The organism is Leekyejoonella antrihumi, from assembly GCF_007845645.1.
Lineage (GTDB): Bacteria > Actinomycetota > Actinomycetes > Actinomycetales > Dermatophilaceae > Leekyejoonella > Leekyejoonella antrihumi.
Genome location: NZ_VCQV01000011.1, coordinates 46,566 through 59,981 on the forward strand (window position 1 = coordinate 46,566; position 13,416 = coordinate 59,981).

General features: G+C 67.5%; 16 protein-coding genes. 15 read left to right on the plus strand and 1 reads right to left on the minus strand.

From position 1 onward, the window contains the following. The first annotated feature begins 89 nt into the window (after positions 1-89). The 13 genes from FGL98_RS26715 to FGL98_RS09825 all read left to right on the plus strand — a co-directional run bounded on the left by FGL98_RS26715 (position 90) and on the right by FGL98_RS09825 (position 10,592). Complete coding sequence (locus FGL98_RS26715; RefSeq protein WP_281289165.1) at positions 90-224, plus strand: hypothetical protein; 135 nt, start codon at positions 90-92, stop codon at positions 222-224. After that, complete coding sequence (locus tag FGL98_RS09770) at positions 211-1,092, plus strand: DMT family transporter (RefSeq protein WP_146316578.1); 882 nt, start codon at positions 211-213, stop codon at positions 1,090-1,092. Before FGL98_RS26715 ends, FGL98_RS09770 begins: the two co-directional genes overlap by 14 nt. Next, positions 1,092-1,988 carry a DMT family transporter gene (locus tag FGL98_RS09775; protein ID WP_146316579.1) on the plus strand — a complete coding sequence of 299 codons (897 nt, stop codon included), beginning with the start codon at positions 1,092-1,094 and terminating at the stop codon, positions 1,986-1,988. Before FGL98_RS09770 ends, FGL98_RS09775 begins: the two co-directional genes overlap by 1 nt. A 373-nt stretch (positions 1,989-2,361) precedes the next feature. Then, positions 2,362-2,550, plus strand: a complete 189-nt coding sequence (locus FGL98_RS09780) for an HIT domain-containing protein (protein WP_281289166.1) — start codon at positions 2,362-2,364, stop codon at positions 2,548-2,550. Beyond that, positions 2,550-2,900 carry a VOC family protein gene (locus FGL98_RS09785; protein WP_146316580.1) on the plus strand — a complete coding sequence of 117 codons (351 nt, stop codon included), beginning with the start codon at positions 2,550-2,552 and terminating at the stop codon, positions 2,898-2,900. Before FGL98_RS09780 ends, FGL98_RS09785 begins: the two co-directional genes overlap by 1 nt. A gap of 93 nt (positions 2,901-2,993) precedes the next feature. Beyond that, on the plus strand, positions 2,994-3,461 hold the full coding sequence (locus tag FGL98_RS09790) for a GNAT family N-acetyltransferase (RefSeq protein ID WP_146316581.1): 468 nt from the start codon (positions 2,994-2,996) through the stop codon (positions 3,459-3,461). A 180-nt stretch (positions 3,462-3,641) separates the two neighbouring features. Further along, complete coding sequence (gene rpmE, locus FGL98_RS09795; RefSeq protein WP_146316582.1) at positions 3,642-3,857, plus strand: 50S ribosomal protein L31; 216 nt, start codon at positions 3,642-3,644, stop codon at positions 3,855-3,857. Positions 3,858-3,980: 123 nt separating this feature from the next. Further along, positions 3,981-5,075 carry a peptide chain release factor 1 gene (prfA, locus tag FGL98_RS09800; RefSeq protein ID WP_146316583.1) on the plus strand — a complete coding sequence of 365 codons (1,095 nt, stop codon included), beginning with the start codon at positions 3,981-3,983 and terminating at the stop codon, positions 5,073-5,075. Then, positions 5,072-5,923, plus strand: coding sequence for a peptide chain release factor N(5)-glutamine methyltransferase (gene prmC, locus FGL98_RS09805; RefSeq protein WP_146316584.1), 852 nt, complete (start codon positions 5,072-5,074; stop codon positions 5,921-5,923). The genes prfA and prmC overlap by 4 nt, the downstream gene beginning before the upstream one ends. Positions 5,924-6,023: 100 nt before the next feature. Then, positions 6,024-7,340 (plus strand): lipase family protein, encoded by a 1,317-nt coding sequence (locus FGL98_RS09810; RefSeq protein WP_146316648.1) that lies wholly within the window; start codon positions 6,024-6,026, stop codon positions 7,338-7,340. A gap of 23 nt (positions 7,341-7,363) precedes the next feature. Then, positions 7,364-8,152, plus strand: coding sequence for an SDR family oxidoreductase (locus FGL98_RS09815; RefSeq protein ID WP_146316585.1), 789 nt, complete (start codon positions 7,364-7,366; stop codon positions 8,150-8,152). Continuing rightward, complete coding sequence (locus FGL98_RS09820) at positions 8,149-9,657, plus strand: flavin-containing monooxygenase (protein WP_146316586.1); 1,509 nt, start codon at positions 8,149-8,151, stop codon at positions 9,655-9,657. The genes FGL98_RS09815 and FGL98_RS09820 overlap by 4 nt, the downstream gene beginning before the upstream one ends. Further along, positions 9,654-10,592, plus strand: a complete 939-nt coding sequence (locus FGL98_RS09825) for an alpha/beta hydrolase (protein WP_146316587.1) — start codon at positions 9,654-9,656, stop codon at positions 10,590-10,592. The genes FGL98_RS09820 and FGL98_RS09825 overlap by 4 nt, the downstream gene beginning before the upstream one ends. A gap of 6 nt (positions 10,593-10,598) precedes the next feature. On the opposite strand, the gene FGL98_RS09830 is transcribed toward FGL98_RS09825, so the two are convergent. Then, positions 10,599-11,162, minus strand: a complete 564-nt coding sequence (locus FGL98_RS09830; protein WP_186526084.1) for a pentapeptide repeat-containing protein — start codon at positions 11,160-11,162, stop codon at positions 10,599-10,601. 198 nt (positions 11,163-11,360) lie between these two features. Between FGL98_RS09830 and FGL98_RS09835 the strand changes: the two genes are divergently transcribed. Beyond that, positions 11,361-12,119 carry an L-threonylcarbamoyladenylate synthase gene (locus FGL98_RS09835; protein WP_146316589.1) on the plus strand — a complete coding sequence of 253 codons (759 nt, stop codon included), beginning with the start codon at positions 11,361-11,363 and terminating at the stop codon, positions 12,117-12,119. 10 nt (positions 12,120-12,129) lie between these two features. Then, the gene (locus tag FGL98_RS09840) at positions 12,130-13,404 is read left to right on the plus strand and encodes a serine hydroxymethyltransferase (RefSeq protein WP_146316590.1); all 1,275 of its coding nucleotides are present in this window, start codon (positions 12,130-12,132) and stop codon (positions 13,402-13,404) included. The last annotated feature ends 12 nt before the right edge of the window (positions 13,405-13,416 follow it).

Here is a 13,416-nt window from a genome sequence, read left to right on the forward strand (position 1 = left end):
TGTTCCAGATCGATGCAGGTCTGCTTCGACGCCGGCGGCAGGGGCAAGATAAGCAGGACAGGATGACGTGCCACACCCGAGGAGGTGCCATGACTCGAACCCGGCCGGCGCTCATGGATCTGCCGCAACGACGGCAGGACGGCAGCTCCGGCTGCGACGTCGCCGTTCTGCATACCATCGGACCTGACGACCGCCGGGTCGGACGGCCCGATGGTCGCCGTTAGTCTCGTGCTCGCCGTAGGAGCCGCTGGATGCAACGCTGCCTCCAGCGTCCTGCAGCGCAAGGCCAACCGTGACCAGCCTCCTGGCCGCGAGTTCGGGCCGGGCCTACTGCTGGATCTGCTGCGGCACCCGCAGTGGCTGCTCGGCGGGCTGGCGATGATCGTCTCGTTCCTGCTGCAGGCCGCCGCGCTGGACCAGGGCGCGTTGTCCGCCGTCGAGCCGGTTCTCGTCCTCGAACTGCCGATGACCTTCGTGCTCGCGTCGATCGTGTTCTCGCACCGGCTGTCGCTGCGAGATTGGGTGGCCAGTGCGCTGATGGCCGGCGGGCTCGCATTGTTCATCGCTGTGCTCGCCCCGCACGGCGGCGCCACCGCCTCGATGTCCACATGGACCGCCGTCACTGCGACGGCCGCGACGGCCGCCGGGGTCGCTGCTCTGATCCTCGCCGGGCACCTGGCTCGAGGCCAGGCGAGAGCCGCGCTGTTCGGCCTCGCGGCCGGCAGCGGCTTCGGGCTCACTGCATCGCTGATCAAGGTGTCGGTGACCCGGCTGACCGACGACGGGATCGGCGCGGCATTCCAAACCTGGGAGACCTACGGCTTCGTGCTCACTGGCCTCATCTCGGTGGTTCTGATCCAGGCAGCCCTGCACGCCGGCACCCTGGTCGCCGCCCAGCCGGGCATCACCCTGCTCGATCCGCTGGTCTCGCTGCTGTGGGGGACGGTGGTGCTGGGCGAGACGACGCGGGTCGGTCCGATCCTGTCACTGGCGGTGTTCGCAGCGGCCTCCATCGTGGGCGGCGTCCTGTTGCTCGTGCGCTCGTCGTCCGCGCATCTCACCGGGATCGCCGACGCGGGTTCGACCACCTGATGGTCTTCGTCGTCGGGGTTCTGGCCGCGCTGCTCTTCGGACTCGGCTGGGTGCTTCAGCAGCGCGTAGCGGCGCATGCGGCATTGTCGGAGCTGCTGTCCTACCGGTTGCTGCTGCACCTGATGCGCATCCGCGAATGGTGGTTCGGCATCGGCGCGATGGTTTGCGGGCAGCTGCTCGGAGGCTTGGCGTTGCAACTCGGGCCGGTGGCGTTGGTCGAGCCTCTGCTGTCGACGAACCTGCTGTTCGCGTTCTTGATCGCGGGGGCGATGAGTCGTCGCCGACCGCGGTGGCACGAGGTCGGAGGTGCGCTTCTCCTGTCAGCGGCGCTCGGCGTGTTCATCGCCGTCGGCGACCCGCAGGCGCCGAAGCACCCCACGGCGTCGTGGAGCGTCGGTCTGCTGGCGGTGTGCATTGTCGCCGGCGTCGTGTTCACACTCGTCGCGGTGGCCAAGTCGCGCGGCATGAGTCACTTGGCCACCGAGGCCGTGCTGCTCGCGTCCGCGGCCGGAATCCTCTATGGGATGCAGGACGTCAGCACCCAGGCGGCACTGATCAAGTTCGACGACCGCGGGCTGATGTTCTTGATCAACTCTCCGTGGGCCTACATCGTCGTCGGCGCCGCGGCCTGCGGGATCCTTCTCTCGCAGAGCGCGTTCCGCGCCGCGAGCCTGGATTTCTCGCTCCCGCCGACGGCGGTCGCCGAGCCGATCGTGGGCATCCTGCTCGGCGTTTTCATCCTCGACGACACCCTGGCGGTTGCCCCGGGCGACCTGGCGGTCGAGTCGCTCTGCGTGGTTGCGATGGTCGTCGGCACCGTCTTGATCGGCCGATCCGACATGCTCGCCGTGCACCACAGGAGCGACGAGCGCCACGTCAAACCTGGGGGCGACTGAAGCGAGTCTCCAGCGACACCGATCGACCTGAGCGTCCTTCGTCAGGCGCCACGAGCCGGCGTCTGCTGCGCCCACGGAAAGTTGTCGTGGGTGAGGCGGGAAGTTGCGTCCGCCGGATCGAATAGGTTGCTCCGGGTGCAACGTCCGTGCGATTGCCGGCCACTTACGGGGTGACACGTTCACTACATCGGAGGAGAGAAATCGTGCTCGACGAGGAACTTGATGCCTTGCTGCAGGAGGCGCGACCGACCGTATCGGGTGAGGCAGCCGTCACCGCGGCGCGCCCCGCTTCCGCCCAAGAAGACCGCTGCCGGTCGCCGATGATCGGCTCCGTCACCGTAGAACTGGCAATGGGACGTTCCGCGAAATCGACGTGTTCCAGGTGGATGGGCAAGCCGCGCTCCAAGAGGTCTTCCACGTCCACCTGCACGTGTTCCCGCGCTTCGCCGGAGATGGGCTCAGGGCCGAGTGCATCCTTCGGATGGGCCCCTTTCCCGTGCGCCGAAAACCGCGATCTCTCCGTATGCGGACGCGGCCCGACCGCGATGTCAGACTTGGATGATGAAAGCGGTAGAGGTCATCACCAACGTGCACACCGACGACGTCGAGCGGGCGAGGGAGTTCTTTGGGTTCCTCGGGCTGACCGAAGACGGAATGAATCAGGGTTGGGTGGCCCGGTTCACCTCCGCGGACTCGGGCGCGTGCGTTCAGGTCGTGACCCGGGATGCGACGGCGCCAGAAGACTCCGTCATGACCATCAAGGTCGATGACGTCGATGCAGCATACGCGGAGGCGCAACAACGAGGATATGAAATCGTGCACCCGATCACCGACGAGCCGTGGGGTATTCGTCGATTCTTCGTCCGGAGCCCTGATGGGCAGGTGATCAATGTCGCCCGGCATCGCGTGTGAGTGAAGACTGCACCTCGGTCACTGCCAGGTCGCCGCAAGTGGATCGCCCGGCGGGCGCGGGGTTCGACTCGGTGATAGTCCATCATTGGTCGCGTGATCGAGGTTCGAGAGCTGGAGCCGGACGACTGGCGGCTGTGGCGGCGCCTGCGCCAGGCGGCGCTGGCGGACGCACCCGAAGCGTTCGGGTCCGCTCTGGCGGACTGGACCGGCACCGGAGACACCGAGGAGCGGTGGCGGGCGCGGCTGGAGGATGTGCCGGTGAACCTGGTCATGACACTGGATGGCGCGCCGGCGGGAATGGTCAGCGTGGCTGCGCCCGATGCCCACGGCATGGTCGAGCTGATCTCGATGTGGGTTGCGCCCGAGGCGAGAGGCCGCAGTGTCGGCGACGAGGCTGTTCGCCAGGCCATCGCGTGGGCGACCCAGCGGTTCCCGAGCTGCCGCATGTCGCTGTCGGTCAAGACGGGTAATCGCCATGCGGTCGCGCTGTACCAGCGTCACGGATTCGTGGACGCCGGGCCCTCACCAGACGACGCCGACGAACGCCGCATGTGTCGGTGAACGATCGTTCTCTACCTGCATCGATGCTCGCCGCGATCGGTGACGGTCGGGAATGAACTGGGAACGGTTCTCGTTTGGACCGATGTCTGCCTTTCTGGCAGAATTGTCCGCTGGTCACCGGTTCACGTTGGGCATCCGCTCAGACGACCCGGCGACACTCACCCAGCAAGGAGCGTTCCCGTGAAGAAAGACCTTCACCCCACCTACATTCCCACCACGGTGACCTGCACCTGTGGTGCGACGTTCGAGACCCGCAGCACTGCTGCGGACGGCAAGATCAGCGCCGACGTGTGCTCGAAGTGTCACCCCTTCTACACCGGCAAGCAGAAGATTCTGGACACGGGTGGCCGGGTCGCTCGCTTCCAGCAGCGCTACGGCAAGAAGACCGCCAAGTAGCTTTGCCGCATCGCCGGTCCTGCCCTCGGGGCAGGGCCGGCGATTTTCACCCCACGAAGTCTTCGCTGGGCAAGTTTCGCTCTTCGCGGGGGCCCGAACGACAAATGTCCGAATGAGGTCAGCATGCTCGAGTCTGCATCCGCGCTGGTCGAGGAATATCTGGACCTCGAGCGCCAGCTCGCGGACCCGGCCGTGCACTCCGACCCCAAGGCGTTGCGACGACTCAACAAGAGGTATGCCGCACTCCGGCCGACCGTCACGGCCTACCAGGACTGGGTGCGCGCCCGCGACGACGTCGAGGCGGCACACGAGCTGGCTGACGAGGACGCGTCGTTCGCGGCCGAGCTTCCCGCCCTCGAACAGACCCTGGACCAGTCGGCCGAGAAGCTGCGTCGGCTGCTCCTGCCGCGCGACGAGGACGACGACCGCGGTGTCATCCTCGAGGTGAAGGCGGGCGAGGGCGGTGAGGAGTCGGCGCTGTTCGCCGGCGACCTGGTGCGGATGTACCTACGATTTGCCGAGCGCTCCGGCTGGCGCGCGCACGTCACGGATGCCACGGAGTCCGACCTCGGCGGATACAAGGACGTCCGGCTGACCGTCGAGCCCAAGGGGACGATGGAGCCGGGCACCGCTCCGTGGGCGCGGCTGAAGTATGAGGGCGGCGTGCACCGGGTCCAGCGGGTCCCGGTGACCGAGAGCCAGGGACGCATCCATACCTCGGCCGCCGGTGTGCTGGTGATGCCGGACCTCGACGAGGGGGACGACGACGAGATCGAGTTCGGCCCGAACGATTTGAAGGTCGATGTGTATCGGTCATCCGGGCCGGGTGGGCAGAGCGTCAACACCACCGACTCCGCGGTGCGCATCACCCACCTGCCGACCGGGGTCGTCGTGTCGTGCCAGAACGAGAAGTCGCAGCTGCAGAACAAGGAGCAGGCCATGCGCGTGCTCAAGGCCCGGCTGCGACAGATCCAGCAGGAGGAGCGTGACGCGGAGGCGTCGGCCGCTCGCAAGTCGCAGGTGCGCACGGTGGACCGCAGCGAACGGGTCCGCACCTACAACTTCCCGGAGAACCGGATCGCCGACCATCGCACCGGTTTCAAGTCGTATCACCTCGATGGCGTCCTCGACGGGGACCTCGGCCCGGTGGTGCAGTCGTGCATCGACACCGACGAGGCCGCCCGAATGTCCGCACTGACCGAGCACCGCTCGCAGTGAACGATGCTCGATCCCTCGTCTCCGCAGCTGCTGCAGAGCTGAGCGCGGCCGGAGTGCCGTCACCGGAGACCGACACCGTGATGCTGCTTGCGCATGCCTGGCGCCGGTCCGCCGGCGAGGTACGGCACGCCATGATCCTGCAACACGACGTCGACACGGACGTACGCGATCGGTTCACTGTGCTGGTTGAGGAGCGCGCGCGACGGACTCCGTTGCAGCATCTGACCGGCACGGCGGGATTCCGCCACCTCGAGCTGTCCGTCGGTCCAGGGGTGTTCGTGCCCCGACCGGAGACCGAGCTGCTGATTGACCTTGCGCTGCCGCACCTGCCGCGAGGTGGGGTGCTGGTTGACCTGTGCACCGGCTCGGGAGCCCTTGCCTTTGCGGTCAAGCAGGAACGCCCGGATGCCGACGTGCACGCGGTCGAGCTCTCCGACCACGCGTATGCCTGGGCCTGCCGCAACCGCGACGACCTACGCCTTGACGTCGAGCTCACCTGCGGCCCGGCGCAGTCGGCCTTTCCCGAGCTGGCGGGTGCGGTCGATGTGGTGGTGAGCAATCCGCCGTACGTACCCGAAGACATGGTGCCGACCGAGCCGGAGGTGCGAGACCACGATCCGCAGATCGCGCTCTTCGGTGGCAGCTGCGACGGGCTGCGCATCCCGGTCGAGGTCGCGTCACGCGCGGCGGTCCTGCTTCGATCCGGCGGGCTGCTGGTCATGGAGCACGCAGAAGCCCAGGGCGAGTCACTGCCTGCGGCGATCGCCCGGCAGGGAGGCTGGGTCGACGTCGAGGACCACCCGGACCTGACCGGCCGGCCGCGTGCGGTCACGGCGCGTCGTCCGTAGTACACGAGGGAGCTTTCCTTCCATCAACAACCTACTGAGTGGTAACATCGCGCCGTCGGTTCCGGTGAAGTACTTCACACAGACTTGGGAGTTGCTCGTGATGCACCGTCGGTTGTCTCGAATTGCGCTGTGTTCCCTAGCGCTCTCCACCGCCGCGGCTGGGATGGTCGTTGCCCCCGGAGCGCACGCAGCCAGCAGCGACTCGTTCTACACCTACTCCGGTAGCAAACCGCTTTCCTCGATCGACCCGGGCACGGTGCTGGCCACCAGGACCATGCCGTACCACGTCGTCGGCATTCCGCTGCCGATCCAGGCGGTGCAGCTGCTCTACCGGTCGACCGACGCGCAAGGGCGACCGGCCGCGAACGTGACGACGATCCTGCGGACACTGAGCTCGAGCCCGTCCAAAGCAGTGTCCTACCAGTCGTTCTACGACTCCATGGATCCCGCAGACAGTCCCTCTCGGGCTATTGCCGGAGACGTCACCCTCGGCGGGGTGGTGCCCAACGCCGAGGCGATCTTCCTGGCTCCGCTGCTCGCCGGCGGATACTCCGTGATCGTGCCCGACACCGAAGGGCAGAGCGCAGACTTCGCCGCCGGCCCCGAATACGGCATGAACACTCTGGACTCGATCCGGGCGGCCACCCACTCGCCGGCCACCGGCCTCAACACGGGCACCAACGTCGGCATGCTCGGGTACTCCGGTGGGGCGATCGCCACGAACTGGGCCGCGCAGCTGGCGCCGAGCTACGCGCCCCAGGTCAACAAGCACCTGGTCGGCGCGGCGGACGGCGGACTGCTGGTCGACCCGGCGCACAACCTGAAATACGTCGACGGCTCGCTCGCCTGGGCGGGTATCGCCCCGATGGCCATCGCCGGGGTCGCCCGTGCCTACGGCATCGACTTCACGCCATACCTCAGCTCCTATGGTCAGCAGATCATGGCCAAGATGCAGAACGCGTCGATCGTCAACGTGTACGGGCAGTACCCCGGGCTCACCTGGAAGCAGCTCGCGAAGCCGAAGTACGCCAACCCGAGCTCGATCCCGGCCCTGGTGACGGCGATCAACAAGCTCAACATGGGTTCGGCTGCAACACCGACCATCCCGATGTTCATCGGGCAGGGTGCAGCCGGTTGGGAGGAGGGAACCTCCGGTGCGCAGCGGGGGATCGGCGCAGGTGACGGCGTGATGATCGCGGGGGACGTGCGTTCTCTCGCCCGTCAGTTCTGCGCCACCGGCAACAGGGCCGTCAAGTACACGCAGTACAACCTGACCAGTCACGTGCCCACCGCCGCGATCTGGGCACCGATGGCCCTGGGCTGGCTGGGCGACCGTTTTGCCGGAAAGGCAGCACCCTCCAGCTGTGGGCACATCCCCGCGGGCAACCCGCTCGCCCCGATGGTGCCGAACTCGTAGACACCCCATTAGAAGGAGTCTCCTTGCAGTCACAAGACAGTGTGCTCGTCACCGGCGCCGCCGCGGGCATCGGACGAGCGATAGCCACCCGGTTCGCTCGTGCGGGATACCGTGTCGCCGCATTCGACGTGGATCTGGCCGGTCTCGAGTCGCTCCGTGCGGCGGTGCCCGAGGACCGGCTGCTCATCGGCGAGCTCGACGTTCGTGACGCGGCAGCGTGGCAGGAGGCGGTGGACCGGGTCGCGGCCGCAAACGGCGGCGAGCTGCGGGTCCTGGTGAACAATGCCGGGGTTCTGGAGGCGGGCGCCTTTGCGCAGATTCCACTGACCAAGCAGCGGCGGGTCCTGGAGGTCAACGCGATCGGCACCCTGAACGGATGCCATACGGCCTACCCCCTGCTGAAGGCCACCCCGGGCGCGCACGTGCTGAATCTCTGTTCCTCGTCCGCGATCTACGGGCAGGCGGAGCTCGCGACCTACTCGGCCTCGAAGTTCGCGGTGCGTGGTCTGACCGAGGCCCTCGATCTGGAGTGGGCTTCCGACGACATCACGGTGCAGGCGCTGTGGCCGCTGTTCGTCAACACCGGCATGGTCAAGGACGTTGATATCGCCAGCACGCGTGCTCTGGGAGTGCATCTCACTCCGGAGCAGGTGGCCGAGGTCGCGCTGGAGGCGGTGAGCTCGCATGGCCGTCGACCGTTCGGCTCCGTGCATCGCGGCGTAGGCCTGCCATCACGGGTATTCATGGCGGCGGCGTCGATCTCGCCGAGCTGGGCAAACCGGTTCACCAACAAGATGATCGGCCGTCGATGAGTGCGGCGCGGGAGCAGCCGGTCCTGGACGTCGCGGCCATCGGCGCCGGGTTCGGCGGACTCTGCCTGGCTATCAAGCTGAAGGATCAGGGGATCGGCTCGTTCGCCATCTTCGACCGAGGCGCGGACTTCGGCGGCACCTGGCGGGACAACACCTACCCGGGGGCGGCCTGCGACGTGCCCTCGGCGATGTACTCCTACAGCTTCTATCCCGGCAAGTGGACCAGTGCCTTCCCGCGGCAGTCGGAGATCCTGCGGTATCTGCACCGGGCGGCCGACCACTTCGGTGCGCGGGACCACTTCCACTTCGACGCCGAGGTCACGGCCGCACGGTTCGACACCGACGCCGCGCTGTGGCGACTCGAGCTGGTCGATGGCCGGCAGATTGCTGCGCGGGTCCTGGTCTCCGCGGTCGGCCAGCTGCACCGGCCCGTCATCCCACAGCTGCCCGGCGTCGACTCGTTCACCGGGCCGGCCTTCCATTCGGCGCAGTGGCGACACGAGGTGGATCTGCGCGGCAAGAAGGTCGCCGTGGTGGGGACCGGCGCCAGCGCCATCCAGCTGGTGCCGGAGGTGGCCAAGGAGGCTGCGCACCTGACGGTGTTCCAGCGCAGCGCGCCCTACGTCATCGGCAAGAACGTCAAGCGCTATTCGGACTGGCAGCGCAATGTCATCCATCACGTTGCGCCCGTGCGGTTGGCAAATCGACTGCGGTTCTTCATGATCGGCGAGGCGGCTGCTTCGGCCTTCACCGGCGCGAACCCGCTGGTGCGGCAGGTCCTGCTGAGTCGATGGCGACTACGGCTGCATCGCGGGGTGCGAGACCCCGAACTGCGCGAGAAGCTCAAGCCCGACTACGAGCTCGGCTGCAAGCGCATGCTCCTGTCCAACGAGTGGTATCCGGCCATGGCGCGGGAGAACGTCGAGGTCGTCACCTCCGGCGTGACCGAGGTGACAGCCTCCGGGCTGACCGCAGGTGACGGGACGCACCGCGAGGTGGACGTCATCATCTATGGCACCGGTTTTGCCGCTCCCAGCTTCCTGCAACCCATGCGTGTCGAGGGCCTGGATGGGCAGACGCTGGATGACGCATGGCGAGACGGCGCCCAGGCGCATCTGGGCGTCTGTGTGCACGGCTTCCCGAACTTCTTCCTGATCTACGGCCCCAACACCAACCTGGGCTCCAACTCGATCATCTACATGATCGAGACGCAGGTTGCCTGGATCACCCAGGCACTGCGTGGACTGGAACGAAGTGGTGGCCGCTGGCTCGATGTTCGCGCGGATCGGCAGGCCGACTTCGTGGCCTGGGTGGACCGGGCGACCCAGCGCGGTGCGTATTCCGGCGGCTGCCACTCCTGGTACACCGCGGCCGGTCGCAACACCAACAACTGGCCGACGCTCACCCCGCTCTATCGCCGGCGCCTGCGCCGTTTCGACCTGCTCGACTTCGACGTCGAACCTGCATCAGAGGTGCCCGCAGTGACACGGATCGGACGGCGATGAGCATCTCCCGAGGGTTGACCTTTCGACTGCCCAGCGCGCCGGCGCCGTTGCTGCCCCGGCGGTTGCCGCCCATCGCCGCGCGCACCGTGATGCGCGGCCTGCAGCGGACCGTCTTTCAAGCCGGCATCCCCTGGGACACCCAACGCACCCGCCTGGCGATGGCCGCCAAGGCCGGACGCATGCCACGTGGCACCAGGGTCACCGAGGAGACGATTGCGGGTCTGCGGGTGCGGCGCGTGCGCAATGCCTCGTCGGCCGGCGGGCCACTCATGGTCCATCTGCACGGCGGCGGTTTCTGCATCGGAGGGCCACCGCAGGCGACCGCCATGGCGGCACGACTGGCCAAGGACGCCGGAGCTGATGTCCTGCTGCCGCGCTATCCTCTCGCCCCCGAGAGCCCGAGTCCAGCCGCGGCCCAGGCGCTTCGAGCGTTCTGGGACGAGGTGGGCACCGACCGCACGGTGCTCAGTGGAGAGTCCGCGGGTGGGAACCTGGCCCTGTCCCTCGTGCTCGAGCTGCGCGACTCCGGTGGCTCGATGCCGGCCGCGCTCGCACTCATCTCGCCATGGCTCGACCTTGCCGCAGATCGCAGCGCGAATGCCGAGCTGGCCCGCCGCGAGCCGCTGCTCACGGTCGCCTGGCACGACGCCTGCGCGGATGCCTACGCAGCCGGGCGGGACAAGACCGACCCCGCCCTGTCCCCGCTGAATGCCGCACTTCACGGTCTGCCACCCACGCTGGTCATCTGCGGCACGGAGGAGATCCTCGCGTCCGACAGTCACCGCGTGGTGCGGGCGATCCGGGATGCCGGCGGAGTCGCGACCCTGCGTATCGGTGACGGGCTCTGGCATGCGTTTCCGCTGCAGGCGGGGATGTTGCGGGAGGCGGATGAGGCAGTCGACGAGATCGCGCAGCTGGTCATCGAGGCAGGCTGACGTCGGTCAGCTCGGTGTGATGGTGACACCGGCCAGGTCGACCAGGATCTGGGCGGCCTGGTTGGTGGTGATGATCGCACCCTTCATCGCCTTCAAGCGGTCGAGGTCGCACGGGCCCAGAGCGGCGCCGCGAAGGTCGGCCCCGGTGAGCTTGGCCTGGTAGAGGTCCGCGTGCAGCAGGTCGCAGCCGTCCAGGACGGCATCTCGCAGGTCTGCCGACCGCAGGTTCGCCTCCGTGAAGCGGCAGCCGGTCAGGTCTTCGTGCGACAGCGGCGCAGCGGTCAGGTCCGCAGCAAAGAGGTTGCAGCGTCGCAGCGAGAAGCCGAAGCCGCGGGTCTTCTTGAAGGAGGCGCCCATCAGCCGGCAGCCGTCGAAGACCGCCTGCCCGAGCATCGCCCCGTCCAGCAGGGCGCCATCCATCGCGCAGTCCACGAACCTGACTTCGGTCAGGTCTGCGTCCCGCAGGTCGGCGGCGACGAGCGAGCAACGGGTCAGGGTGGGCGGGTCCACGGCGTCGGCGATGGCGGCGCGCAGCCCCGGACCGTCATACGTCTCCTCGGTCAGCTCCATGCCCGCAGCATGACATCGACGACCTGCGTCTGACCCGTCGAGTGGAGTAGATAACGCTCGGGTGGAGTAGGTATAGGTACTCCACTGGGGGTGTTTGTACTCCACTCGACGGGAAGCGGGGCCGGGTCCGTTCCGTGCCCACAGCCCCATGCGGGAGACTTGGCGCATCCATTTGCCGATCAGCTCAAGGAGTAACGGGTGAGCCCGGTCTTCGACTGCACGACCTCGGAAGGACGCGCGGCAGGTATCGATGCCGCGAAGGCGGCGATTGCCGACGACGAATGCATCGTCCTGCCGACCGACACCGTCTACGGCATCGGCGCGGACGCGTTCAGCGTCACCGGCGTGACCAACCTCCTGGCGGCCAAGGGCCGCGGCCGCGACATGCCGCCGCCGGTCCTGATCCCGGATGTGCGCACCGTCGACGGCCTGGCCATGTCCGTGCCGTCCTACGCGCGCCGGCTGATGGAGGATCTGTGGCCCGGGGGCCTCACGCTCATCTTCCGGTCGCAGCCCTCGCTGATGTGGGACCTCGGCGACACCAACGGCACCGTGGGCCTGCGGATGCCCGACGACGAGGTCTCCTTGGCGCTACTCGCGCAGACCGGGCCACTGGCCGTCAGCTCGGCGAACCAGACCGGCAAGCCGGCCGCCACCACCGTCACCGAAGCCGGGTTCGCGCTCGGTCCGTCCGTGGACGTCTATCTCGACGGCGGCCCTCGAGGCGATCAGGTGCCCTCGACGATCCTGGACTGCACGAAGGCGGATCCGGTGGTGATGCGGCCGGGCGCCGTCAGTAACGAACGCCTGCGCGAAGTGCTGGCCGGCGTCGAGCTGGTCATTGGTTACGAGATCAACGACGAGTTCGCGCCCGTCGACCTGGACAAGCACATGGACGACGCGGGCGACGCAGACGTCGACAAGCACCCCGAGACCACCGACTCCGATCAGCCCTAAGGTAAAGACCATGACGACACCCTTCTACGGTTCCGACTTCGACGCCCTGCAGGCGTTCGATCCCGACATCTCCGATGTGCTGCTGTCCGAGTTGGACCGCCTGCGCAGCGGTCTACAGCTCATCGCGAGCGAGAACATGTCGAGCCCGACGGTGCTGACGGCACTCGGTTCGACCCTGTCCAACAAGTACGCCGAGGGTTACCCGGGACGCCGCTACTACGGCGGATGCGCCGAGGTGGACAAGGCAGAGAACATCGCCATCCAGCGGTGCACGGACCTGTTCGGCGCGGAGCACGCGAACGTGCAGCCGCATTCCGGCGCGAGCGCCAACCAGGCGGTTTACGGCGCGTTCATGAAGCCCGGCGACACGCTGCTGGCGATGTCCTTGCCGATGGGTGGTCACCTGACGCACGGCGCCAAGGTGTCGTTCTCCGGCAAGTGGTTCAACGCGATCGGCTACGGAGTCGACAAGCAGACCGAGAACATCGACTACGACCAGGTCGAGGCGCTCGCCAAGGAGCATCGGCCGAAGGTGATCTGCGCGGGCGGCAGTGCCATCCCACGGCTGATCGACTTCGAGCGGATCCGCGCCATTGCCGACGAGGTCGGCGCGATCTTCTGGGTCGACGCGGCTCACTTCATCGGTCTTGTCGCCGGCAAGGCGATCCCGTCGCCGGTGCCGTATGCCGACGTCGTCACCTTCACCACCCACAAGGTGCTGCGCGGGCCACGGTCCGGTGCGCTGGTCTGCAGGGAGCAGCACGGCAAGGCCCTGGACAAGGCCGTCTTCCCGATGATGCAGGGCGGTCCGCAGATGAACACCATCGCGGCCAAGGCGGTCAACTTCAAGGAGTGCGCGACCCCGGAGTATGCCGCGTACGCCAAGCAGGTCATCGCCAATGCGCAGGCACTGGCGGAGTCACTGGGCGAGAAGGGCATCCGGCCGATCACCGGAGGCACGGACACCCACCTGTCGCTGCACGATCTGCAGGGCGTCGAGGTCACCGGTGCGGACGCCGAGAAGCGCGCCGACGCGGCCGGGATCGTGCTCAACAAGAACGCCATCCCGTTCGACCCGCAAAAGCCGAACATCGCCTCCGGAATCCGCGTCGGCTCGCCCTGCGTGACCACGCAGGGGATGGGCACCGCCGAGATGAAGCAGATCGGCGAGCTGATCCACCGCGCGGTCACCCAGTCCGACGGCGACCCGGACCACCCGGTCGCCAAGGAGGTACGCGCGCAGGTGACCGACCTGGTCGGGCGTTTCCCGGCATACGCACGCTGATCCAGACTTACA

Bases quoted from the DNA above. Each gene is read 5' to 3' on its own strand.
- prfA (WP_146316583.1), top strand. From the start codon at position 3,981: ATGCTCGAGTCTGCATCCGCGCTGGTCGAGGAATATCTGGACCTCGAG.
- FGL98_RS09825 (WP_146316587.1), top strand. From the start codon at position 9,654: ATGAGCATCTCCCGAGGGTTGACCTTTCGACTGCCCAGCGCGCCGGCG.
- FGL98_RS09830 (WP_186526084.1), bottom strand. From the start codon at position 11,162: ATGGAGCTGACCGAGGAGACGTATGACGGTCCGGGGCTGCGCGCCGCC.
- FGL98_RS09820 (WP_146316586.1), top strand. From the start codon at position 8,149: ATGAGTGCGGCGCGGGAGCAGCCGGTCCTGGACGTCGCGGCCATCGGC.
- FGL98_RS09810 (WP_146316648.1), top strand. From the start codon at position 6,024: ATGCACCGTCGGTTGTCTCGAATTGCGCTGTGTTCCCTAGCGCTCTCC.
- FGL98_RS09785 (WP_146316580.1), top strand. From the start codon at position 2,550: ATGAAAGCGGTAGAGGTCATCACCAACGTGCACACCGACGACGTCGAG.
- FGL98_RS26715 (WP_281289165.1), top strand. From the start codon at position 90: ATGACTCGAACCCGGCCGGCGCTCATGGATCTGCCGCAACGACGGCAG.
- FGL98_RS09775 (WP_146316579.1), top strand. From the start codon at position 1,092: ATGGTCTTCGTCGTCGGGGTTCTGGCCGCGCTGCTCTTCGGACTCGGC.
- FGL98_RS09770 (WP_146316578.1), top strand. From the start codon at position 211: ATGGTCGCCGTTAGTCTCGTGCTCGCCGTAGGAGCCGCTGGATGCAAC.
- FGL98_RS09840 (WP_146316590.1), top strand. From the start codon at position 12,130: ATGACGACACCCTTCTACGGTTCCGACTTCGACGCCCTGCAGGCGTTC.